18 protein-coding genes and 7 pseudogenes are annotated in these 24,765 nt (G+C 32.6%); 3 read left to right on the forward strand and 22 right to left on the reverse strand.

The genetic code is table 11. The features are described from left to right. Positions 1–103 precede the first annotated feature (103 nt). Both ABLV90_RS04010 and ABLV90_RS04015 read left to right on the forward strand, forming a co-directional pair. A pseudogene (locus ABLV90_RS04010) lies at positions 104–1,146 on the forward strand (NAD(P)-dependent alcohol dehydrogenase). Positions 1,147–1,195: 49 nt separating this feature from the next. Next, the gene (locus tag ABLV90_RS04015; RefSeq protein ID WP_427705723.1) at positions 1,196–1,672 is read left to right on the forward strand and encodes a nucleoside deaminase; all 477 of its coding nucleotides are present in this window, start codon (positions 1,196–1,198) and stop codon (positions 1,670–1,672) included. A gap of 284 nt (positions 1,673–1,956) precedes the next feature. Here the strand turns inward: ABLV90_RS04015 and ABLV90_RS04020 are convergent, their stop codons facing one another. The 6 genes and pseudogenes from ABLV90_RS04020 to ABLV90_RS04045 form a co-directional block, all read right to left on the reverse strand. Continuing rightward, positions 1,957–2,559 carry a hypothetical protein gene (locus tag ABLV90_RS04020; protein ID WP_460872217.1) on the reverse strand — a complete coding sequence of 201 codons (603 nt, stop codon included), beginning with the start codon at positions 2,557–2,559 and terminating at the stop codon, positions 1,957–1,959. A 241-nt stretch (positions 2,560–2,800) separates the two neighbouring features. After that, positions 2,801–3,253 (reverse strand): hypothetical protein, encoded by a 453-nt coding sequence (locus tag ABLV90_RS04025; RefSeq protein ID WP_460872218.1) that lies wholly within the window; start codon positions 3,251–3,253, stop codon positions 2,801–2,803. Between the two features lie 56 nt (positions 3,254–3,309). After that, positions 3,310–3,579, reverse strand: coding sequence for a hypothetical protein (locus ABLV90_RS04030; protein WP_460872219.1), 270 nt, complete (start codon positions 3,577–3,579; stop codon positions 3,310–3,312). Positions 3,580–3,592: 13 nt separating this feature from the next. After that, positions 3,593–3,940: a hypothetical protein gene (locus tag ABLV90_RS04035; protein ID WP_427705717.1), complete on the reverse strand. Its 348-nt coding sequence runs from the start codon at positions 3,938–3,940 to the stop codon at positions 3,593–3,595. A 319-nt stretch (positions 3,941–4,259) separates the two neighbouring features. Then, a complete protein-coding gene (locus tag ABLV90_RS04040) occupies positions 4,260–4,691 on the reverse strand; it encodes an antibiotic biosynthesis monooxygenase family protein (protein WP_316673006.1) in 432 nt (143 codons plus the stop codon). Positions 4,692–4,721: 30 nt separating this feature from the next. Beyond that, a pseudogene (locus ABLV90_RS04045) lies at positions 4,722–6,096 on the reverse strand (cryptochrome/photolyase family protein). A 183-nt stretch (positions 6,097–6,279) separates the two neighbouring features. On the opposite strand from ABLV90_RS04045, the gene ABLV90_RS04050 reads away from it, so the two are divergent. After that, positions 6,280–6,705 (forward strand): pyridoxamine 5'-phosphate oxidase family protein, encoded by a 426-nt coding sequence (locus tag ABLV90_RS04050; RefSeq protein ID WP_427705715.1) that lies wholly within the window; start codon positions 6,280–6,282, stop codon positions 6,703–6,705. A gap of 50 nt (positions 6,706–6,755) precedes the next feature. Here the strand turns inward: ABLV90_RS04050 and ABLV90_RS04055 are convergent. The 16 genes and pseudogenes from ABLV90_RS04055 to ABLV90_RS04130 all read right to left on the reverse strand — a co-directional run bounded on the left by ABLV90_RS04055 (position 6,756) and on the right by ABLV90_RS04130 (position 24,439). Beyond that, positions 6,756–8,262, reverse strand: a pseudogene (locus tag ABLV90_RS04055) (phytoene desaturase family protein). Next, a complete protein-coding gene (locus ABLV90_RS04060; RefSeq protein WP_460872220.1) occupies positions 8,259–9,140 on the reverse strand; it encodes a phytoene/squalene synthase family protein in 882 nt (293 codons plus the stop codon). Before ABLV90_RS04060 ends, ABLV90_RS04055 begins: the two are co-directional and overlap by 4 nt. 55 nt (positions 9,141–9,195) lie before the next feature. Then, on the reverse strand, positions 9,196–9,936 hold the full coding sequence (locus tag ABLV90_RS04065; RefSeq protein WP_460872221.1) for a hypothetical protein: 741 nt from the start codon (positions 9,934–9,936) through the stop codon (positions 9,196–9,198). Then, entirely contained in the window at positions 9,911–10,300 is a 390-nt protein-coding gene (locus ABLV90_RS04070) for a glycosyltransferase (RefSeq protein ID WP_460872222.1), read from the reverse strand. Before ABLV90_RS04070 ends, ABLV90_RS04065 begins: the two co-directional genes overlap by 26 nt. A gap of 6 nt (positions 10,301–10,306) precedes the next feature. Next, a complete protein-coding gene (locus ABLV90_RS04075; RefSeq protein ID WP_427705709.1) occupies positions 10,307–11,797 on the reverse strand; it encodes a phytoene desaturase family protein in 1,491 nt (496 codons plus the stop codon). Next, positions 11,798–12,271, reverse strand: a complete 474-nt coding sequence (locus tag ABLV90_RS04080) for a glycosyl-4,4'-diaponeurosporenoate acyltransferase CrtO family protein (RefSeq protein ID WP_427705707.1) — start codon at positions 12,269–12,271, stop codon at positions 11,798–11,800. It lies immediately after the preceding gene. A 4-nt stretch (positions 12,272–12,275) separates the two neighbouring features. Further along, complete coding sequence (locus ABLV90_RS04085) at positions 12,276–12,776, reverse strand: TspO/MBR family protein (RefSeq protein WP_427705705.1); 501 nt, start codon at positions 12,774–12,776, stop codon at positions 12,276–12,278. A gap of 47 nt (positions 12,777–12,823) precedes the next feature. Beyond that, positions 12,824–14,323 (reverse strand): NAD-dependent epimerase/dehydratase family protein, encoded by a 1,500-nt coding sequence (locus ABLV90_RS04090; RefSeq protein WP_460872223.1) that lies wholly within the window; start codon positions 14,321–14,323, stop codon positions 12,824–12,826. A 197-nt stretch (positions 14,324–14,520) separates the two neighbouring features. After that, positions 14,521–15,483 (reverse strand): AAA family ATPase, encoded by a 963-nt coding sequence (locus tag ABLV90_RS04095; RefSeq protein ID WP_460872224.1) that lies wholly within the window; start codon positions 15,481–15,483, stop codon positions 14,521–14,523. 36 nt (positions 15,484–15,519) lie between these two features. Next, entirely contained in the window at positions 15,520–15,999 is a 480-nt protein-coding gene (gene rlmH, locus ABLV90_RS04100; RefSeq protein ID WP_460872225.1) for a 23S rRNA (pseudouridine(1915)-N(3))-methyltransferase RlmH, read from the reverse strand. A gap of 604 nt (positions 16,000–16,603) precedes the next feature. Continuing rightward, positions 16,604–17,404: an MBL fold metallo-hydrolase gene (locus ABLV90_RS04105; RefSeq protein ID WP_460872226.1), complete on the reverse strand. Its 801-nt coding sequence runs from the start codon at positions 17,402–17,404 to the stop codon at positions 16,604–16,606. A 538-nt stretch (positions 17,405–17,942) separates the two neighbouring features. Beyond that, positions 17,943–18,722: a two-component system regulatory protein YycI gene (locus ABLV90_RS04110; protein ID WP_460872227.1), complete on the reverse strand. Its 780-nt coding sequence runs from the start codon at positions 18,720–18,722 to the stop codon at positions 17,943–17,945. After that, positions 18,723–20,064, reverse strand: a pseudogene (locus ABLV90_RS04115) (YycH family regulatory protein). Next, positions 20,054–21,887: pseudogene (gene walK / locus ABLV90_RS04120) on the reverse strand (cell wall metabolism sensor histidine kinase WalK). Before walK ends, ABLV90_RS04115 begins: the two co-directional pseudogenes overlap by 11 nt. 13 nt (positions 21,888–21,900) lie before the next feature. Then, positions 21,901–22,603 (reverse strand): annotated as a pseudogene (gene yycF, locus ABLV90_RS04125) (response regulator YycF). Between the two features lie 426 nt (positions 22,604–23,029). Beyond that, a pseudogene (locus ABLV90_RS04130) lies at positions 23,030–24,439 on the reverse strand (DHA2 family efflux MFS transporter permease subunit). Between the last annotated feature and the right edge of the window lie 326 nt (positions 24,440–24,765).

Consider the following 24,765-nt stretch of genomic DNA (forward strand, 5'->3'; position numbering starts at 1 on the left):
GAAGTCATATTCATTGACCTAAAGTATACTTTAAGGTCTATTATGAACAATGAAGAATATCAATAAAAATATTCTGAAGTACGAATAATGGAGGAATTAATATATGTTAAATGTTAAAGCTAGAGCTGTAAATAGTCCAGATTCTGATTTTTATGCTACGGAAATTAAAAGACGTGATCTTGATACAAACGATGTTTTGATAGAAATTAAATATGCGGGCATATGCCATTCTGATATTCATACTGCACATGGAGAATGGGGACCTGTTAATTATCCATTAGTGCCAGGTCATGAAATCGCAGGAATTGTTAAAGAAGTCGGTTCTGAAGTCAGTAAATATCAAATAGATGACCGTGTCGGTGTAGGTTGCATGGTAGACTCTTGTGGAGAATGTGTTCATTGTCAAAATGGCGAAGAACAATACTGTCTAAAAGGAAACGTCGGTACATATGCAGGTACAGACAGATATGGTGAACCAACTCAAGGTGGATACTCAACACATATCGTAGTACATGAAGATTTTGTATTACGTATTCCTGATAATATTGGTTTAGATGCTGCTCGCACCTTTACTTTGTGCTTGGCATTACGACTTATTCACCTTTAAATCATTGGAATGCAAATGAAGATAAAAAGGTAGCAGTTATAGGTATGGGCGGACTTGGACACATGGCTGTTCAAATTGCACATGCTATGGGTGCTGAAGTAACTGTATTATCAAGAACATTAAACAAAGAAGAAGACGGTTTGAAATTAGGTGCTTCACATTATTATGCAACAAGTGATGAAGCAACGTTTGAAACACTTGCAAGCTCATTTGATTTAATTATTAATACAGTGAGTGCTAATCTGAAATTAGATGATTACCTTAGATTATTAACACTAGATGGCACAATCGTTAATGTTGGGGCACCCGCAGAGCCTATATCATTACATGTAGCAAATTTAATTGGTCATCGTAGATCATTTGCTGGTTCAGCTATTGGTGGTATAAAAGAGACTCAAGAAATGTTAGATTTCTGTTCAAAACACAACATTGAACCTCAAATCGAATTAATTTCAGCTGATCAAATTGATGATGCTTATAAGAGAGTCTTAGCTTCAGATGTTAAATATCGTTTTGTAATTGATACAAGTACTATGTAATATTTTTGAATGAATAATATTCATTTGTAATTACTAAGGAGGCTATTAGATGGTTAGTCAATCTGATATTACTTATTTAGAACGATGTGTCGAATTAGCAGAACAGGCACTGAATAAAGGAGACGAACCATTTGGATCTATATTAGTGAGCTCTAATGGCAACGTTTTATTTGAAGATCACAACCATGTTAGTGGTGGTGACCACACTAGACACCCTGAGTTTGAAATAGCGAAATGGGCTGCTAATCATTTAACACCAGAAGAGCGCAAGTCAGCAACTGTTTATACTTCTGGTGAACACTGCCCGATGTGTGCCGCCGCACATGGTTGGGTAGGTCTTGGAAGAATCGTTTATGCCAGTTCTACTGAACAATTAAATACGTGGCTAAGTGAGATAGGCGCACCACAATCACCAGTAAAAAGTTTACCTATCCATCACGTTATTGAAAATGCTGATGTCGATGGTCCAGTTCAAGCATTGGCAGAAAAAGTACACACTTTACATTTAAAGTTACACAATAGATAATTAAATTTCTCGCTAAAAATTTTAAAAAAGCGTCTTAAATTGGATGAAAATAGTTCTCCTCAATATTTGATGAATATTGAGGAGTTTTTTTATGTCTCAATTAGTCGCTGTTGCTATTACTCGATTTAGAAAGATGAAACTTTACTTAACTACTTTTGATGCTAATCCATTAGATTTTACTTTTTTAATAATTCAAACCACCTAGGATAAGTTTCTGTTTATCGACTGGTGATGAGATTTTTTCATGGGATACCATTTATTTATTTGATCAATTAATTCTCAAATTACTTATCTAACTGTATAAGTACTAGTTTATTTATTAAAAAATTCTTCCACCACTTCAATTTACTGGGATAATAAACCTTATAAACTTCATTAATTTCACTCAGACGCTTTGTTGGAATAAAACCTAGTTTTTCGTAATATCCTTCTATATATTCTATACCATCATACAGAGCCAGAGGGATTTGACAATTATCCGCAATCCCTTTTAAATACTCTAATAATAATTTGCCATATCCTTTTTTATAGGAGTGTAATTGATCTATTTCAATAAAATATTCATATTTTCCTATCAAAGTATTACTAACCTCTTCTGTACCGGTTCCGACTACTATAAAAAGACTAACAGAATTAAAATTCCTATCTATTACTAAAAACTCAAAAACATTTTTATTTTCATTAATAATCAAGTATACTTTCTCTTCTATAATTAAGTTCTTTAAGTGAAGAAATATACTGTTTGGTTTTTTTAAATGTGAATTTTTTGAAATAATATTATTAAGTACTTCTATTGAATTATTTTTATGACAAACGTAATTTTGAAAATTTATATCTTTTAAGCATTTTTGATATTTCTCATGAAAATCAATTGTATATTGGTTCACCATATTTTTCTCCCTATATTTTTAATTATTATTTTGTTCTATCTTACTCAGTTTTTTTATATACTTATCCTTTTCTCACCTCATTGAAGTAAGTATTCAAAAACATCCATTCAAAGTTCCGCAATCTTGCGTCTACTTTGAATGGAATATATAGAACTATTCAAAAGTGTTATCTATGAAATATAGGTGATTTTGAATTATATTATATATTAACTAGCCTATAATATATTCCACATTATAGCTAAATCAATTCATACTTTATGGCATTTTTATTTAACAAGTTAATCCCTGGATATTTGAAATCTAAGTTTAATCTTCCTATTAATGCTATTTGATATATACTATCTTCGTTTACTTTATCTTTTATATTATGTCTATATACGGTTGCACGAAACTTCCATTCTCCAACTTTGTCTTTTGTAAAAATCGTTAAAATGTAGAATTTGTAGTTTTTGTTATTTTTGCTGATTTTTTCTTCAACTGATAATTTTGCTTCACCATAGAATAAATATAAATCTGCTTCATATGATTTATCAATCCATCCTTGTAGTTTCTTTCTTCTAATTGCTTTTAAATCTCTTTGTTTTTTTGTTATATCCGAGATTAAATTAGGATTAAAAAATTTATTATTCTTTTTAATATAAGCATTGTTTTCAATATTTTCATTATCTTTATTATTAAACAACATATTCATAATAGCATTTAATTTATCTTGAACTTGATTATAGTTTAAGCTTTCAATATATTTTATTAGTAATTTTTGATTTGCGTATTCATAATTATAAGTACAATTTTCATAATGATTTGCTGATGGAATTTTTTTAAATGTGCTCGCCTAGTAGTTGTTTTACTAACATAAGTCAATTTAGCAACTTTACATTCTGGGCAGAACATCTTCCCTCTATATTTATTTATATTCCTATTATTTTTTTCAATATATGTATTTAATTCTTCAATATCAACTGTTTCATTATCTACATTATAAAAAAATTCTTCAAAGATTTTTGGTTTATTGACCATAAATTTCACCCTTTTATAATTTTAATAACTTGTCATTAAAATGATTTTTGAATTCTTTTCTTTTCGCCGAATCATCTGAATAGAAACATAATCCTACTAATCTAACATCTTCATTTTCAGCAAGTACTCCAATATCATTTCTTTCATTGATTGATAACATAAATTGCTCTTTCAATTTATCATTTGATAATAAATGTTTACCTTTAGGTTCTAAAAACACTTGGTAAGTATTTTCATTGTCTTTTAAGTACAATAAAAAGTCTGGCATAAAGCCTCTTACACCATCTATTTCTCTATACTTAATTTTACGTTCATTACGTATTAAATAAACTTCCTCGTATTTATTTTGTAAATCTTCCATTCCATTTAGTATCTTATTGATTTCATCTAATATGTTTGTACTTATGTTATCTCTCCATACATCGAATTTTAATATATATCATTATGATAATAGACTTTGTAATATAAATACACAGAGAATGTAATATTAATTAAACCTTTTATGATAAAAACCTCAACTAAATATAATGGTCCGACTTAATAAACTGCATCACTTATGATACGCTTCCCCTTATCAGTGATTTTGCTAAAATTTTTATATCGCTTAAAAAATAGGCAAGTTAGTATTTAAATAACTCGCCTATATGTTTGCAGAAATATCATTTAATTCAAAAATTATGTTATTTAAATTCTAAACTAATATTAAATGATAGGTTTCTGTTTACAATAGATTTATCAGCACCTTGCTTGGTTCCTCTATTTTTATGGGATGCTTTATATTCCTGAGACTCTTGCCAATGTTTGTAAGTCGCTTCGTCTTGCCAAAACGTAATGATAACATGATGTTCATGTGTACTATGTGGCTTTAGAAATAATAGATTTTCAAACCCTTCAGTATTCTCTAGATGTTTATCTCTATTTAAGAACACACGCTCGAAGTCTGCCTCTAAACCAGGATTAGCATATAAATGGTTTAAAACTGCATAACCATATTGTGGCAAATCATTAATTTGTTCTAATATAGTATAGTGATATGTCACATTAAATCTATTAATAGTTACCTCATTATTATTTTTGTCTAAATAAATACGATGTATTTCATTTTTCAACAAATGAATCACTCCTTTTTATTGGATGATATGTCAAAATTGCTTAAATTTATCCATAACATAATCTCTACTATTTTTATGATTCACGATAGTCTGTGGATAATCTTTTCCAATTTCAATATGATAAATTTCTTGTAACTTGTCTTTATATTTAGTTGGATCATGAATGTATTTACTGCTCACATCATTAAATATTTCTAGCTGTGTTTTAATAAAATACCCTTGCGCATCAAAACGCTCACTTTGACGTATAGGATTAAACATTCTGAAATAAGGCACTGCATCTGTTCCAGTTGATGCTGACCACTGCCATCCATGTACATTAGATGCATTATCATAATCTATCAAATACTGTCTAAAGTACTCCTCCCCCCAAGTCCAATCAATAAATAAATTTTTCGTTAAAAATTGTGATACGACCATTCGTAAGCGATTATGCATATATCCTGTACGATTCAGCTTCTTCATTGCGAGCATCAACGATTGGGTAACCAGTTTGACCTTTTTTCCATACTTCAAAATGTGTTTTATTATACGACCATTGCATGTTTCGATATTTTTCAGAAAAAGATTTAGTTGCCGTTTCTGGATACTGTGTCATTAACACATAATAAAATTCACGGAATAGAACCTCTCTTATAAAAGCTTCATAATTTTTTTCATCGCTCTCATAATCTTCAAGTAAATCATTTATAATTTCACGAATATCGAGTAGTCCATATGCTAAATTTTTACCTAATCCACTTACAAAATCCTGAGACACATCGTCAGTCAATTTATCATAATGAGCTATGTCACCATTTAAAAAATCATCCCAAGCTTTACGCGCTAACTTTTCTATATCTTTATTATTTTCAAATTTTAAGTCACTTTGATTTGAACCCTTTTCCGCAATTTGAGACAACTGCTTAAATTGATAACTTTTTTTAGGGGTGTGTACTAAGTCCTGACGATTTGCTTTATAAAAACTAGTAAATACTTTATAAGGCTGTTGCTGTTTATTAAAAGTCTTTGTTGGCTCAAAATAATGATTCACGCGCTGTCCAATTACTGTAACTTGGTGATTTTCAAAAGCCTTTTTTACATGAGGATAGTCATATATTTCTTTGTGATAACTCATAATATCTTTTGCTACTAATACGTGAGATAACGCCAATGTTTCTGCTAATTCACCTAGCTTTTCATATGTGACAATATAAGGTTGTATATCATGCTTATCTAAAGCATTTACAAATCCTTTTACAACTTTATGGTAATAGTCACGTTTTACTTCTGATGCGTCAGTTAAATCTTCTAAAGGTAAGATAAAATACAATTTATTTATCTCATTTTGATGCTTCACTATATATTGAAAAAGTGGATTATCTTTCGTTCTAAAAACTCTGTTAAGTATGACTCCTAAATGCATTTTATTGCCTCCTGACTTGTTTCATACAAATTCACTTTATAATTGTCCTTTAACTTAAGATTGTGTTTTCAATCATATACCCGTTTTAACTTTTGTATAATTCACTAAAAAATAAAATAAATTTTAATACCTTACATATTATAGGCAACTTCAGGGTATATTATTATCAGAGGTGATTAAATTATGAATAACGAACAATTACAAAATGAAATTGAAAATATATTAAATACATCAAAAATAGGTGTCCTATCTACTGCACATAACAATACACCTAATAGTAGATACATGGTATTTTATAATGATGGACACACACTTTATACTAAGACAAGCATTGAGTCTAAAAAAATTGCTGAATTTAAAGATAATCCCAAAGCTCATGTACTTATAGGTTACGATGAAACGAATAATCGTAGTTTTCTAGAAATTGATGCTAATGTTGAAATACTGAAAGATCAAGAGACTATTGATTGGATTTGGAACAAACAAGATAAGTCCTTTTTTGACTCTAAGGATGATCCAAACTTGTGTGTAATTAAAGTAATACCAAAATCCATAAAAATTATGAACGATAAAAAAATAGACACACCACAAACCATTACGTTCGATTAGTTAAAAAGGCGCTTAAAATCACTTTATCAAAAAGTAATTTTAAGCGTTTTTTATATACCATTATTAATATCTTCTAACATAGCATCAACTGTAATTTTAGCACTCGTCAGTACAATTGGCACTCCTGCCCCTGGATGAACACTAGCTCCGAGCAAAATACAAATTTTTGTAATCTCTGCTCACATTAGGCGGTCTGTAATAGTTACTTTGCGCTAAAGTAGGCATTAAACCAAAGGCTGCTCCAAATTTAGCATTATAATCTCCTTCAAAATCCTTAGGCGTATAAATAATTTCTGTCACAACTTGCTTTTTCAAATCTTTTAACGCTTTAATCGTAGAAAGCTTATTGTAAATAATATCTTTCACTTGTGTGATTGTTGACTCATCAGACCAATCCGTATCACCTGTTTTCAATTCTGAAACGGGCATCAGCACATAAATACCTGTTTGACCTTCTGGCGCTAACGACTGATCTTCCACACTAGGAGCGTATACATATATTGATGGATCTTGGGATATTTCCCCGGAAAATATTTCATTGATATTACTATCAAAATCCTTTGAAAATATAACATTATGTAACAAAATTTCTTCGGATAAATCTTTATCAACCCCTATATACATTAAAAAGGCAGAACAAGAATAGTCCATATTATCAATTTTCTGTGTCGTATACTTCTTAGGATGACGTTCATTTTTAATTAAAGATGAAGTAGCATATGGAAAATCAGCAGTACAAATCATTTTGTCATACTTTTCTATATGTCCGTTTACTTTTAGTCCCTCCGCACGCTTATACCTACTATCAATGATAATTTCTTCAACGTTTGCGTTGGTATAAATTTGAGTACCTAATTCTTCATTTAGCGTTTGAAGCGCTCTGACAAAGCTATACATACCACCTTTTATAAAGTGAACGCCAAACATTAACTCTATCATGGGTATAATTGAATACAATGACGGGCTTCGTTTAGGGTCGATACCTATATATAATGTTTGAAACGCTAAAATCTTTTGGATTTTTTCATTATCAACATATTTTTCAATTAAATTATCTGCTTTATCAAATGTTTTGAGTTTCATACCTTGATATATAGTAAAAGGATTATAAAAATCCGTAGGTTTCCTAAACGTACGTTCTAGAAAATATTTTCGTGCTATTTCGTATCTTTCGTATATATCTGTTAAAAAGGACATAAAACCATGTGTAGAGTTAGGTTCAATACTTTCAAGCATATCTCTTAATTGAGCAAGATCTGTAGGAACGCGAATTTGATCTGTTTCACTAAAATAAACATCATATATATGTGATAATTGTTTAATTTCCAAGTAATCATTCATATTTTTTTGAGCGTAATTAAAAACGTCTCGATAAATCTCAGGCATCATTACGATGGTTGGTCCCATATCAAATGTAAATCCATCTTGCTTGATCTGATTCATCCTGCCACCTATTTGTTGGTTCTTTTCATATAAATCTACTTGGTGACCGTTTGTTGCTAATCTTGAAGCTGCGGCTAAACCTGAAACACCGCCGCCTATAACTGCAATCTTCATAATGTTTCACTCCTATTATATTTCGCACTAAGTTCACGATAAATTTTCATTTTTTTCAATTTGCTTACATATACTTTCTTATGCAACGTATAGTTTGCCTTCCTTACTTCCACAAGTATTTCATGATAAGCTATCGCGACTAATTCGATAATGTAACGTACCTCTTCGTCAAAATAATTAATACCGTTTAATGCAATATCATATAACCTAACTGCCTCTGTAGCGTAACTTTCCCACAGTTCTATATAATTTGGCGTAACTCCTTCATAATATATAGAATATAGATTAACTCGATATTGAGCTAATTTTTCTACACTTAGATAAATTCTTCCATTTTGAAAATCTTCGCCGACATCTCTTAAAATATTAGTTATTTGCATTGCCTTGCCTAAAGCAATCGCGGCTTCTTCAGCTTGCTCGAAATTATTTTCATTTGATGAAGTTAATATAGGAGTTAACAATTCACCGACAGTACCTGCCACACCATAGCAATACTCATATAAATCTGAATCAGTTTTCATTTCTTTTAAAACTAAATCTTCCTTCACATATTGAATTAAAGATTCAAAAGGTTTTTTAGGTATTGAATATGTATTCAATGTATTACTTAAAGCATTCATAATAGTCGCATCACTTTGATACGCTTGAATATAATCACAATCGCTATAAATCACATCTAAATCTCTAGCTATGCCGTTTAATTGCTCAAGGTCTTTGTATTTATCAATACTGTCATCTATAATTCTGCAAACTGCATAAATAGCCCAAATTGCTTTTTTCCTTTTTAAATCCAAAAAATCAAAGGCATATGAGAACGTTTTTGAATGTTCTTTCATTATATTGTGACAATGGTTATAATCTCTCTCTAATTGATTCATTTATTGGCCTCCTCAGTAAGCCTAGAACTTCTTGACATTTGTATAAAAAACTAAGCTATAAATCTATTCTACGGCCTTTCCAATATATACGTTTGAATACATTGATATCTAACCATGATTTAAAAAATATCACGACAAAGCATATGAAGAGCAGTGGATGACATAAACTCGCAACGATATTAAAATTTCCTGTTCTTCGAATAAATATATGAAATTGTATCGCATATATAAAATATAGAGTAATAGCTAATAATATATATAACGAGCCTAAATTAATTGAAAAAATTATCGCTAAAACTGTTGTAAGTGAACCAAATAGCCATAAAAATACAAACGTAAGCGTAGACTTTTTAGTTACTTGAGAGCCAAGTGCAAAGTGTTTACTCCAACCCTCTAATAGCGCTTTATATCCTTGAGAATACATTCTAAAATTCACTACACCTTGGCCTTCATGCAAACTAACTGGCAAACCTTGCTGATTATATGCTTTACTTATTGCAAAGCCTTCAATGATTTGATTTTTAGCTTTCAAATGTCCTTGTGTCAATTTATAATCTTGCTTATTTGTCACAAGGACTGGTCCAAACGCGCCTTGCTCATTATTTGCTGATTTCGTGATTGAAAATTGATTCATACCTACGATTGTCATTAAATTAAAAATCGCCGATATATTTTCATATAGCTTTTTTATCTTGTGATAAGGTTGTATTGATAACAAACCTTTACCACCTTGTAAATCATATTGATTGGCTATATTTTGAATACTATCATCACAAGCAAACTGAACATCGAGCATCAACAAACATCAATAAATCATGCGTTGCATATTTGCTACCTTGCCAACAAGCATGTGACTTACCTTGCCATGTAGTATCATTTTCAACAGTATATACGCTCGCACCATAATATCTAGCAACAACTTGTGTCTCATCAGTTGAACCATCATCCATAACAATTACTTCTATTTCTTGCTCTTTACTTATACTGTTAAGTAATTTAGGTAAGTTCTCCGCTTCATTTCTAGCAGGTACAATAACACTGACGGCTGTCTGACCTCTTTCTTTTCCGGAGTTATTTATAATCGCTCGACGCGCATACATACACATTCCACTTATTAGTGATAGTATCGTCAATACTATTGCTATTATATAAAGTATCATTCAGCCTCAACTACTTTCTCCATTAATAATAGCTTCTGCTACTTGCATACCACTCAAAGTGACCATAGGCATACCAGCGCCAGGATTTACAGAACCACCTACAAAGTACAAATTTTTGAAGTACTGACTTTTTTTAGGAAACTTGAAACCTTTATTTTTCTTCTTATTAGAAACTACGCCATATATAGCTCCTTTATTAGAATTGTATGTATTTTCAATGTCAAGTGGCGTCCATATATCTTCATATACAATGTGCCTTCTCAAATCTTTTAAGCCCATAGACTCTAATTTATTCAATATACGTTCTCGGAATTGCAGATATTCTGCTTCACTAAATGACTTATTCTGAATGTATGGTATGTGTGGCAATATTTTTATATTCTCGTGTCCTTCTGGCGCCTGTGTCTTATCTGTTTTATTTGTATTCACTACATAAATAGTCGGATCTTCAGGCAAAACATACTGGTGAAAAACTTGATCATAATTAACTTTAGAATTACTTGAAAAGAAAAAGTTATGATGTTGAAGCTCTGGATAACTTTTGTCCACACCAAGATGCATGACATAACCTGAACTAGCTGGCTCAAATTTACGTTCCAATTTGTTTATTTGCTTTGCATCAAAATTCAATAAATATTTATAAACAGGGATTACTTCCATATTAGATATAATGTAATCTGCATATATTTCCTCATTACTTTCTATTGTTATCCCTGTCACCTTATTTTGACTATTATAATTGATATGTTTTACGGGGGTGTTAAAATGTATGCCCACACCTAATTTTCTCGCTAATTGTTCCATCGCTTCCGCTAACTTATGAATGCCACCATCTACGTACCACAAACCTTCCTCATGTTGCATTTGAGGTAATAAACTCAATACAGCCGGAGCATCATAAGATGAGGAGCCTACATATTTTATGAAATAACCTAGCATTTCTCTTAAATATGGGTTATCCACCCTTTTATTAATGGCTTGTTGCATTGTACGAAAATAATCGAATTGCTTTAAAGCTGAAAACGGACCATGATAACGAATAATTGCAAACATCGTATCTAATCCCTTACCAAAGTAGCTTTTTTCAGCAACTTGATGTATCTTTTGTGCGTAACTAAAAAACGAAGAAAGTTGCTCTATATCTTTATTTGTTAACGATTCATTATTTGTTAACATATCTTCCATGGATTCATATAAATCTAAAATTTGGCCATCTGGATAAACGTTTCTAATCTGTAAACTTAACTTACGAATGCTAACATAATCTTCTAGCCTTTCATCACATCGTTGAAATAGGCGTTGAAATACTTTAGGCATGGTTAAAATTGATGGACCGAGATCAAATCCATAGTCATCTATGTCTAACCTATTTACCTTTCCACCGATATGCTTATTTTGTTCATATAAATCCACTTGATAGCCTGCTTGAGCCATACAAATTGCGCTAGCAATCCCTCCCAAGCCACCCCCTATGACAACCACTTTCTTATTTCCCATTTAATCACCTTTTCTTTTTTGTAATTTATTATAAATACGTATTAACTTAGGGCGATTATAGCGCTGAACAATCATACAAGGCACATTAGCTATAATGACATATATAAAATTAATTATTTTAACGCTTTTTGACGCTTTAAAAAACGCAATAACAGGAAATATGGATAGCAGATGAACCACCTCTGCACGTCTAGTTTCTAATATAAATCGCTGTATATCATTCATATTTTTAGATAAATCGAAAATCGCTTTACTACTGATATTAGGGTTAAGATTTTGACCGTCTGGCAAATGATCTTTCCAATATTGCACTTTAACTAATTGTTGCCATAATTGACCCTCTTGCTCAATATTCCAACTTCGAAAATACTTATTATCTTTTTCTAAGAACTTATAACTAATACGAGTACCAAGTTGAGCAATAATCATTTGAACTATAAACCAATATAGCGCAATATATATAATCTTTTTCATCAATTTAATGCTCAGATTTCGCTGTATAGCTTGGGTTATCTTTATTTAAATACCAATTACCGGCTGTTAAATAAGTAGCAAAAGCGCTCCAAAGCATATATGGAACTAGTAAAATGCCGGCAACTTTTTTTACATTGAAAAATTTTACAGTTGTTGTAACTACCGCGCCCAGTAATACAACACTCTCTATCAACGCACTAAAGCGTAATTTATATTTGAAGTATAATATCGACCATAGATAATTCAGGCTTAATTGCGTGTAATAAGCACCTTTCAAATCCTTACTAGTAGATTTATTAGTCACTAATGCATAAGCTACGCCCATCGTTGTATAAAGTATTGGCCACACAATTGGAAAGACATAGCCGGGTGGTGAAAAAGGTGGTTTAACATTATTTTTATAATCTTTTCTCGCGTTTTTCACTGCAAATTTCCCTATAAATTTACCGCCTGTAATTGGTGTTATAACTTTTATGATTGATTTAATTATTTCATTTGTTTTCATAGTCAATCTCCTCTTTTTGTAAAAGTAACTAGCCTTTATTTTAGCCTTTACAATTCGGCATTGGACATGTTATTTTTTCTAGCTAAATACTTTTTCAATCCATATACTTTCAAAACAATTGCACCTGTAATAACAATTGGCAAAATAAACTTCTTCATATTAAAGTATTCTCCTTTATTAGTTTTTTGGCTATTAATCTTGAATTTAAAAAGATTCATTACACTTTTATGAACTTTTGCTTGGGTATACTTATATACCCACCAAGGTAACGTCGGTTCATATTCTTGTAACGCTATGATACATGCGTCACTATTAGGTAATCTTCTAAACTCTAATCTCGCATTACCACCATCTGAATCTAAAGCGAAATCTCCACCAACAATTCGATATAAAATTCTCTCATTATCAGAAGCTTTAAAATCTTTAATTAATAATAGTAAGTCCTTATTTAAACACGGCACACTAATCGTAAAGTTATCTTCATTAAAATCACTATTAACGACATTTAATGTGATTTTATTTAAAAAATTTGCATAGGATTCTGCCAATTGAATCATATTTACATCTTTAGGTAAGACTACCCTCGATATTGCTCTAACATCTTTAATATCGCCCTTACGTGATGGCTTCCCTTTCTTTTGTGTCTTAGTTTCTTCTTCCAAGGCATTACGCACACTTTCCTTATAATCAATCTTGCCTATAGAAATGTCTTTCACAATATTTTCATCATTTCTAATCATATCATGAATTAAGCTATCCATTAACGGATAAACCATTTCTTTTGGTACCCCAGAAATAAGTTTCACCCAATATTTACTTAACCAAATGGGAATAATAGGCAAATCTATCGTAGGTAATCGTTTATCTAGTACCTCTGCAGTTTGCTTGAATAAATCTTTATAAGTCATATGACTAGGTCCACCAATATCTATCGATTCGTTCTCATTTGGATTACGCTCTACAATTTTATATAAACCGTCAATCACGTCGTCTATTGCAACTGGCAATGTTGTATTATAAGCCCATTTTGGCAACAACAGGCCAGGTAATCTTTCTACTAATTTTTTTAATATAGGGTAAGAACTTCCTTTAGATCCTATAATCAAACCAGCTCTTAAAGTACTTACTGGTACACCATATGATCCTAAAATCTGTTCGCACTCTAAACGGCTTCTTAAATGTGGTGATAATTCACTTGTATTAGGTATCAAACCACTCATAAATACAATATGCTGAACTTTGTTATAACTTGCGGCTTTAGCAAAATTATCAGCTAATAATGCATCCATATCTTCAAAGCTCGCACGCGTCAACTTAGCTGAAGGCATCATAGAATGGACAAGATATATAGCGATATCAATGTCCTCCATTACCCCAGTGATTTCATTTAAATCAAACAAGTCAGCTGCCTTCCAAGTAACATTGTGTTCATTTGATTTATTTTCTATATTTCTAGAAATAGCTATAATTTCATAGTTATCTTTTAATTTATTCATTAAGTGACTACCGATATATCCCGAAGCGCCTGTTAATAATATTTTTTTCATATATTTAGCCTCCAAATAGAAAAAGATGAGCGAGGTAAACTTTACCTCAGCTCATCTTTTACGTAACGAGCTCACTTGCTCATTATCTTAATTGACAAGAGCTCCAAGTCTCTTACTTAATGTTGTACCCTTTTTAAAACTTTTCAATCTTTATTAGCACGAATTATGAAATAACTCTACGAAATTATCACAATTGTCTAAAAAAGGGATAATACTTGCTTTTTATCTATAGCAAATATTACATTAATATCATCTTTTTCTAACACTTCAATGTATTGCTTCTGATATAGCCTTTGTGCTTCATCTATTAATACAACATCATAATCATCTAAACTTACATTATAAAAATCCCTTATTGACCTAATTTCAAAACCTATAATATCAGATAAGATTTTAGAATTACTTAATTTAGCACATATAAACAATATAACTTTTTTATTTGTATTATAATGTTTTGCAATATCAAATAGAAGTAATGATTTACCTGTTCCTGATTCTCCTTCAATACATATCTTATTAAATGCAGAATTTAATATATCCTCTTTAACTTTTGATTGTAATTGATTTAAATAGTATTTATGATTAGAAAATTCATCTGGTTGACTGTATGGAGAAATTATTAACTTTGATAAATCTATATTTTCTAATTCATTAGACTGACAAAAACTCTCATCTAATAAACTTGATATTTCATTTTCGTTAGTTATTTCTAAAATCCCTTTACTGCTTAATTTATAAATTTCGTTACAATCCAATATGTAAACAAAAGAGAATATTTCCTTGCCTAAAGCTTTTAATACATACCTATGTCTTTTAAGTTGCTCCTCAACTTTTTTCATTCCATTTTTTGGTATTTCACTTTTTAATTCTATATTCAATACAGACCTTTCATTAAATCTTAGCAAATCAAATTCTTCATCAATATTATTGTTAATTTTGTAACCTAAAAAGAAACCAGATAATTTAAGGTACTCATTTTTCCCTTTTAATATTTCAACTAAATTATACAAAGCTTTTAGCTCTCTATCATCTCTACTAATTCCATTTTTTGTATAGTAACAATAGTGATACATTTTAAGAAATGACTTTAATAAATTTTCATTTTCTGTTTCATAAATAGTACTAAAGTACTTAAGATTAAATGGTTTAATAGTAAGCATCTCCTTTTTAAATATTACACAATCTATTTTTTAGTTTTATTTGTGATACGCTTCTCCCCTCATGATCTTAAACGCGCGGTAGACTTGCTCGATTAGAATGACACGCATCATTTGATGTGGAAAAGTCATTTTACTGAATGACAGGGCGCAGTTGTCGCGGTCTAAAACCTCTTGGTGTAGACCGTTTGATCCACCTATAATAAATGTAAAGTCGCTTTGGCCACGCGTCATGCGGCTTTCTATTTCTTTGGCTAATCCTTCTGACGTCAGCATGTTTCCTTTAATCTCTAAAGTAATCACTGTGGATTGTGGTTTTACTTTTGCTAGTAAGCGCTGACCTTCTTTCTCTTTAACTTGCTCTATCTCTTTATCACTCATATTTTCGGGTGCTTTTTCATCAGGTACTTCAATGATTTCTATTTTAGAATAAGCTCCTAATCTTTTTTCATATTCTGCTATAGCTTGTTTCCAGTATTTCTCTTTTAGTTTACCTACTGTGAGTATCGTAATCTTCATAGTTATCCTCCAAAAAATTGTGTAGTAGTTGATAGTTATTATACTTATCCACAAGTTATACACTTATTCACACTATTCCCTCTTATTATAACAGGAATGCATACTGTTTTTTAATAATGTTTACGGTTTCTACACAAAAATGAGTGAATAACCTGTTTATTTGTGGATAACTCTGTGTACAATGTGGGTACTTCCCTGTGAATTGTGCACATCTCTGGATAACTATGTATAATTCCGTGGATAAGTTCGAGGTTGTCTTACATACTTATTCACAGGATTTACATTATCTTCATACTATTTTTGCTGAATCCTTACTACATAACCATTCCACCAATTGTTATAATTATCCGTCAATTGCATATAGTTATTTTCAGTTAAGACATAGGGTTGTATGCCCATATATTCCTTCTTTTATCGAGTAAATTTTCCTATAAAAATACTCTCATTAAATGTTTTTCATCTAACATGTATGCTAGAAAAATGTAAAAAAAAACCGATACCTCCTATTGAGATGTCGGCTAATTCGCTTTGATATTGATCATGGATTACAGTAGCTTCCACTACTGCATTAAGAAAATCTAAATTTCAAAGAAGTTAAGATTTTCTATAATGTATATATCGGTGTTGCTTTGGCTTTATCGGTATCGCATAGCAATACTTCTTTTTCTGTGTCGATGTCATGATCATTGAGCACTTGTCCAACGCTCATGCGTGCCAAGTCTTTCATGTTGTTGTCTTGTGATAAGTGAGACAGGTAAATGCGTTTTGTGTTGCCTGTGATGACGTCTGTCATTGCTAAGCCCGCATCTTCGTTTGAAACGTGTCCCATATCACTAAGTATTCGTTGTTTCGTCTTCCATGGATAACCGCACATGCGTAACATATCCACATCGTGATTACTTTCGAAGATAAAAGCATCACTACCTTGAATCATACCTTTCATGCGGTCCGAAACGTAACCTGTATCTGTTAAAATCGTAAATTTCTTATAATTATTATGGAAAATGTAGAATTGCGGATCTATCGCATCATGTGAAACATTAAACGATTCGATATCAAATCCGGCAATTGATTTCGTTTCATATGGATTAAAAATGAATTTCTGATCCATTGGAATCTTACTATCTTTCTTTTCAATGGCTGTCCACGTTTTCTCATTCGCATAAATCGGCAAACCATATTTACGTGCTAACACACCTAGACCTTTAATATGATCTGTGTGTTCATGTGTAACTAAGATGCCGTTTAAATCTTTAATTTGTTTGTCTATTTGTCCAAATAGCTCTTCCATTTTTTTCCCTGTCAAACCCGCGTCGACAAGAATACTACCTTTATCACTTTCCACATAAGTGGCGTTCCCTGTACTGCCACTCGCCAATGCGCTCATACGTATCAAGCGATTCACCCTTTCTAATCTATTGCTTCTATTACTTATGGGGCAGTCTCCGGTTTATGTGCCATCAACATGCCCTCTGTCTAATTATTTATTATAATAAACTAATTTATTTAAGTTTTTGAGAATATGAAACGAGCTCTTTTTCAAAAATTAGCTTAAGCTATCTGCAAAATTCTAAGTATATGATACGCTTATGAACCATTTCATACTTCTTTAATAACTCTCATTAACAGTATTTAATTTTAACATACTTTTAGCTTTCGAGCATGTCCAAATTGTTTATTTAGATACTAATCTATCTTTTAAATTCCATTAATCACGTTCTAAAAAGTTATTTAATAATGATGCGTGACTTGTAAAAATTTTTGGCGAGACACCTGAGGAAACAACACGAGTCGAAGCTACAGGCTAAGGCAGTGTCCGCGGAAAGCGTGCATAAAAAAACTGCCAACAAAGTCGGAGACTTTGTTGGCAGTTTGAGCACACCTTACTCAAAAGGGTGTGCGTTTTAATTTCATTCTCAACTTATCCACAGTTATCCACAAGATTATTCTTCAATAATTTTCGGACTGTCCGCTACGGCTTCGACATAATATGTTTTAATCTTGTCGCCGTGTTTTACTTTGATTTCCCAATTGGCTTCAAGCACTTGAACGTTCGGCTCTTTAACAACAGTATAGTAGCCCAGTCTTGCATTGGTTACTTCGTCATTGCGTTTGAGATAACGATTATAGTAAAGGTCCTCGATGGCACTTCGCGCTGTGTTCACTTGCTTTTTATCGTTATTCGTACCTTCTGAAGGCTCGATAGATTTCATAGCAGTTTGTTCATAACTTGAAGCTTTGCCATTTTCAACGTTAAATTCCAATTTCGCTCTACTATTATTCATAATTGGATAATCATTATATGTTTGTTCAAATGTAACTTTTTCATCATCAATATGGCTCATTTCGTAGTCTTCACCTTTATAGACAGCGCCTTTGACATACGATTTAAGGTCGGTGAATTGATCATTACTGATGTTAATTGGGTCACTAATATCGCCTTTGGCTACTGCGCCTGAATGCTCGCTCGTAATACTTGGACGTGTCTTCGCATAAGATGAGAAGTCATTCGATCTTGCTGTCAGTAATTGCATTTTCAAACCATTCACACTTGGGAGGTTTTCTGGAATTTTAATTTCTTCTTGTTTAAAATTCACTGCATTTTCGTCTTCACTATCGCTAATTTGTGATTTATTCACTTTATCCACGTAGATAATAATCAGGCTAATGTTGACTAGAATAAATACGATAATAAATAATGTTTTTGCGCGTTTCCAGTTCATTTATTCTAGCCCCCCATCGTTGTATGCATGCCATTCGCCTTTATACTCTACATACCATTGTGGTTTGAATTCACTATTACGTTGAATTTCGATGTCGCTACCATCATCTTTATGTTCCATGTTGTATCCAATCGTCATGTTTGTTACTTCTTCAAAGTCGATTTCAGGATTATTTGCCAGTTCTGAACGGACTGTTTCAGCACCTGGTAAATCTATTTCATCTTCCCCGCTATCTATCGTGACATTTGATTTTAACAATGCACGTGCATAGCTGAAGACGCCTTTGTCGCTCCATGAGACTTTAATATTATTCAAGTCGTCATCATTGAAGGTTGGACGGCCGTTTAAGAACATTTGATATGTTAGTTCGCCGCCTTTATTATCTGTGCTTGAACAGTCTGTAATCGTCTGTAAAGCCACCATGATTGTTGATGTAATCATAAGTACTTGGAATACTGTCTTGCATGTTTGTTGAACGATCCTCATCTTCTGAGAGATTCGTGTAACGATATTTTTCATTATCTTCACTGTAGTTGGCGACGCCGGTGTTGTTATTGTATGTCGCTGTACCGCTTTTCGTGCTACGTACGACTACAGAGTCATTGAAGAGTATAGAATTCATCGTATCGACACTAATGCGATTATAAATCGTGTGGTATGATTTTAAACCTTTAGGTGCCTTCGGTGCAAAGATATGCGTAGCCTTATCGATGGTATCTTTATTGGTAATAATCTCTGTATATGGCTTCATACTTTTCTGTTGTTCTTTCATTTGTTTAGCCAATGAACTGATCTTCGCCGTCGTCGTCATACGTACGACATTATGACGATCTTTACTAACAGCATAGAGTTTAACTTTGCCATCTTGATTGTCATCAATTAATAAACGGTCGAATTTAAAGTTATTTGGTACTTTGGCATCGATGTTTAATACTTGGCCTAAATAGGTTGCTAGTGGCATGTCATAACTGAAATCCAGTACTAAAAATTCATCGCTTAAGTCTGGAATAATCAAATTATGATTACTATGCATTTGTTCGGCATGTAATACACGTTGGTTTTTCAAGGGACTAATCGTCTCTTCGACGTTGCCACGTGTTGCTTCCATACCTTCTGTATCTTCACCATTAGAGTGAATGACTTGATAAGGGGCAACAACTTTACTCATGCCTTGCTCGAGCGGTTTACCTATCGTATTTGCTTTTGCATCTTTATTGCTACTATCTTGTTGATCTACGCTCGCTAAGTCTGGTGAAAAGTTCCACGTCATGTATGTCAGCACAACACTCATTAATACTAAAAGGTATAGGATGATGGATTTGATTAACTCTTTACTCCGCATCCCAATCACCATCTTCTAGTACTTCACATGGCAGTGTAATGAAGATTGATGTGCCTTGTCCTTCTACACTGTTTGCCCAAATGCGACCATTATGTGCTTCAACAATTTCTTTGGAAATGGCTAAGCCTAAACCTGTACCACCCATTTTACGCGTACGTGCTTTATCCACACGGTAGAAACGGTCAAAGATTTTATCTACTTTATTGATTGGAATACCAATACCATTATCTTTCACACGTATCGTCATACGATTGTATAACGCGTTCTGTTTCACGTGAAACTCTACACGTTTATCGCCGCGAGAATACTTCATCGCATTGGTAATGACATTATCAAATACTTGTGTCATTTTGTCTGGATCGATTTCTGTGAAAATCGTATTATTAGGAATTTCACGGACAAATGTCGTTTCTTTATCGGACATTTCGTGACGGTTAATAATTTTGTTAATAAACATATTAAAGTCTATGATTTCTTTCGTAATTTGATCGGATTCGTTATCCATTTTAGATAATTGTAAGAGGTCATTTACGAGACGTATCATACGTTCTGTTTCTTCACGTGTTACGGATAGGAATTGTGGTGCAAGTTCTTTATCTTCCCAAGCACCGCTTTCTAACGCTTCGATGTAGCTGTTCATAGATGTCAGTGGTGTACGTAATTCATGTGAAACATTTGCTACGAACTCACGACGTTCACGTTCTACTTGTTGTTGCTCTGTAACGTCATGTAGTACGGCAATGTAACCTGTCACAAATCCTGTTTCTTGAACGATTGTACTAAAGTTCACACGTGCAATAATACCTTCGTTTTCATTAATATCTAATAAGAAACTATCATTATTCTCTTGAATTTCATCTAAAGAGAATTCTTCCTCTAATTTAAGGACGTTTAACATGTAGTCTCCGATAATATCTTCTTTTAGTGAGCCCATCATCGTCAATGCCATATCGTTAACAATACGTACACGACCACGGCGATCGGTCGCAATAATACCATCACTCATATGTGTGATAACTGAGTCTAAACGACGTTTCTCACTTTCGGTATTCGCTTGTGCTTCTTGTACACGTTTCGATAGATTATTAAAGGCAAGTGCCGGCTCACCAATCTCATCGTTACCGTATATTTTTACGCGTTGCGTATAGTTACCTTTAGACATCTCTGCGGCTTGGTTACGCATATCTGTAATAGGTTTCGTAATCGTACGCGCAATGAAGAAACCAAGGATGACAGTAATTAATAAGGAAATCCCTGTACCCACGATAAAGATTTGGTTGATGCTTGCTAAGTTGTTTAAATACATCGTTAATATCCGCTTCGATATAGACGTTACCTATTGTTCCGTCGTTCGATGTTTTAACTGGTAAGTTATATACCCATACACGTTGTTTGCCGTTACCGTAATCTTTTAACACGGTATGGCTATTAATTTCGCCTAAAGATAAAGCTTTTTGGATAGAGTTATCGTTTGCTTTTTGATTTATTAGACTACGCGTAGACTGCTTTGAAGTGGCCATAATAATCTGATCTTTATCAATAAAGCGGATTTCTTCTATTTCTTGTCTATTCGCATACTCATTTAATAAGTTTTGAACTTCTTTTTGAGCATTAACCGAATTGTCTTCGTCATAGACTTTTTCTATATTAATTTCGATTTGTTTCGCGTATTGCGAAATATTATTTTTAAATGTTTGTGTTAATTCTTTTTCTAGACTATTGGTAAAATATAAACCGATAATTTGCATACCGATTACAATGAGCAACACATAGACAATAACAAGTTTCGTGTGTAAAGACTGAAAATATTTAAGCCATTTCATTTATAAGCGTCCCCTAGTCATGTTGTTGGAGGAAATATCCAACGCCACGACGAGTTACTATATATTCTGGATGAGATGGATCATCTTCGATTTTTTCACGTAAGCGTCGAATTGTTACGTCTACTGTACGCACGTCACCAAAATAGTCATAACCCCAAACAGTTTGCAATAAATGTTCACGTGTCATTACTTGACCCATATGTTTAGATAAGTAATGGAATAATTCGAATTCACGGTGTGTTAAGTCAATTTCCCCACCACGTTTTTTGATAGAGTATGCATCTGGATAAATAACAATGTCTTTAATAGAAATTTCATTGGATGCATTATCTACTTCTTGTGCTTGGTTGTGAATAATGACGACGTAAGTTTGCTTTCACACGTGCAATTAATTCGCGTGTACTAAACGGTTTTGTTACATAATCATCTGCGCCAAGCTCAAGACCTAATACTTTATCAATTTCTGAGTCTTTTGCTGTAAGCATAATAATCGGCATTTCGAATTTTTTACGTACTTCACGACATACTTCCATGCCGTCACGTCCTGGTAACATAATGTCTAATAACACGATGTCGGGTTCTTCTTCATATATTAAATCAACTGCATCGTCACCGTCGTAAGCACAAAATACTTCGTAACCTTCTTTTTTTAGGTTAAATTCTAAAATATCAGCAATTGGTTTTTCATCATCGACTACAACAACTTTTCTAGCCATATTTATAAACCTCATTTCTAAATTGTAGTACGTTCATTTTTAAAAATTCTACGTCTTTCTCTCTAGTATAATTTACCATTTATAACCTATTAATTCTATTTTTCTAAATAGAAAATTATATTTGTATATTGTAAAATTATAACATTGTTCGTATTAAATGGGTACTTATCGATAAATCATAGATGCATCAAGTGTAAACAATATCAGCGTATCAATCGAACTTCTTGCCTATAACCCATATACAGCCTACATTTAAGCTCCATTTTAAGAAGCATGTAATACGCATACATCATCCATACCAAAATCAAAAAAAGTGATACATATATGAAGTAACGGGTCATGTATTCAGATTACAGCGAATAATGATTCATTCGCTCTAATTTCTACATGTATGCGTCGCTTATTTATATGTATCACTTATTATTTTTAGATTGTTTTCGTTTTTTTAACAAATAGAGACAGTATAAATCCAATTATCGTTAAACCTACTATAAAGAAGAAGGTATATTGGACACCATGTGCTAGTACAACTTCTTGTGCGGCATTTGGGTTAGTTGAACCGAATGACTTCATTGCCGTTGTATAAATTGTAATGGCAATCGCTGTACCGAGCAGAACCGCCTACTTGAATTAATGTCGTAATCGTTGCTGAACCATCTGCATAAAGTTGATGTGGCAACTGATTTAAAGCGTTGGTTTGTGCTTGGCATCATAACCATGGATATACCAAAGAATAGCACCATGAATGCGAGAATGATTGCCCATACAGGTGTAGACGCTGAAATCATGAACGCAAATGAGATTGCTGAGATAAACATAAGTACGAAGCCTATAATACCAAAGTATCTCGCGCCGAAGCGATCAAATAACGAGCCTATAACTGGTGACAATACTAAGTTCACGGCGTTACCTGGTAATAAGATTAAACCAGCGACAGCAGAACTAAATAATAGCGCACCTTTTAGATAGAGTGGTAATAAAATACCTGTAGATAATATACATAAAATCGTTATGAACACCATTGCCGCACCTAATATAAACATTGGGTACTTAAATACGCTTAGGTTAAGCATCGGTGAATCGATTTTAAACTGACGCACGATGAAGATTGCTAATCCAATGAGACCAATCAATAATGGTAACCAAACGATTACATCTGTAAACGCCGCTTCTGCCATTGAACTTAGTGAGAATACAAGACCTGCAAAACCAATCGTCGATAAGAAAATCGATAAAATATCAATTCTAGGTTTCGTAATTTCACCAACATTTTCAACATGTGAAAATGCCATCAATAATACGACAATATATAAAATTGCGCTAATCCAGAAGATGAAGTGCCAACTTGATGCTGAAATAATAATACCTGATAACGTCGGCCCAAGTGCTTGGACCTGCTGTGATAACAAGTCCCATAATACCCATCACTGCACCACGTTTTTCAATTGGGAAGATTAACATCAGTACGGTCATCATAATCGGTAACAAAATACCTGTACCTAATGCTTGTATAATACGTCCTAATAATAACAAACCAAAGTTAGGTGCAAGTGCGCCTACGATGACGCCTAATAAAGATAATAATATGCCTGTAATGACTAGAGACTTTGTATTAAACCATTTGATTAAATACGAAGATGCGGGAACTAAACAAGCCATGACGAGTAAATAACCTGTTGTTAACCATTGTACAGTTGTCGCTGAAACTTGAAAATCAGCCATGATATCTGTTAAAGCCATATTTAATGCTGTTTCACTAAACAGACCCATAAATCCACCAATCATTAATACGAGTGCGTACATTTTTGGATTTTTCACTATTACTTGTGTTGCCATTTGATATACTCCTTTTTATGGTAAACGAAGTATAAGTATAATTAAGAGATAATAAAGTGAGTGTTACCTTGAAGTACATATTCAAGTGTATAGCAATCGTGCTTTGTCGCTCATTTTATTAAATTCATCTCCACGCTTTACTACTTATTCCTATATTTCCATTTCATTTTAGTCTATATAAATTGAACATCGGTTTAGTATCACCCAGGAAATAATTTAAATCATGATGACAACAAACAACGTCCGCTCAATATGAACTTACTTACTGTACCAAATTTTCTGAAAAAATGTCAACCCAGTTGACAAATTTATTTTCGAAAAAATTA

This window comes from Staphylococcus sp. 2S1 (assembly GCF_046721335.1).
In the GTDB taxonomy this organism is placed as follows: Bacteria; Bacillota; Bacilli; order Staphylococcales; family Staphylococcaceae; genus Staphylococcus; species Staphylococcus equorum_A.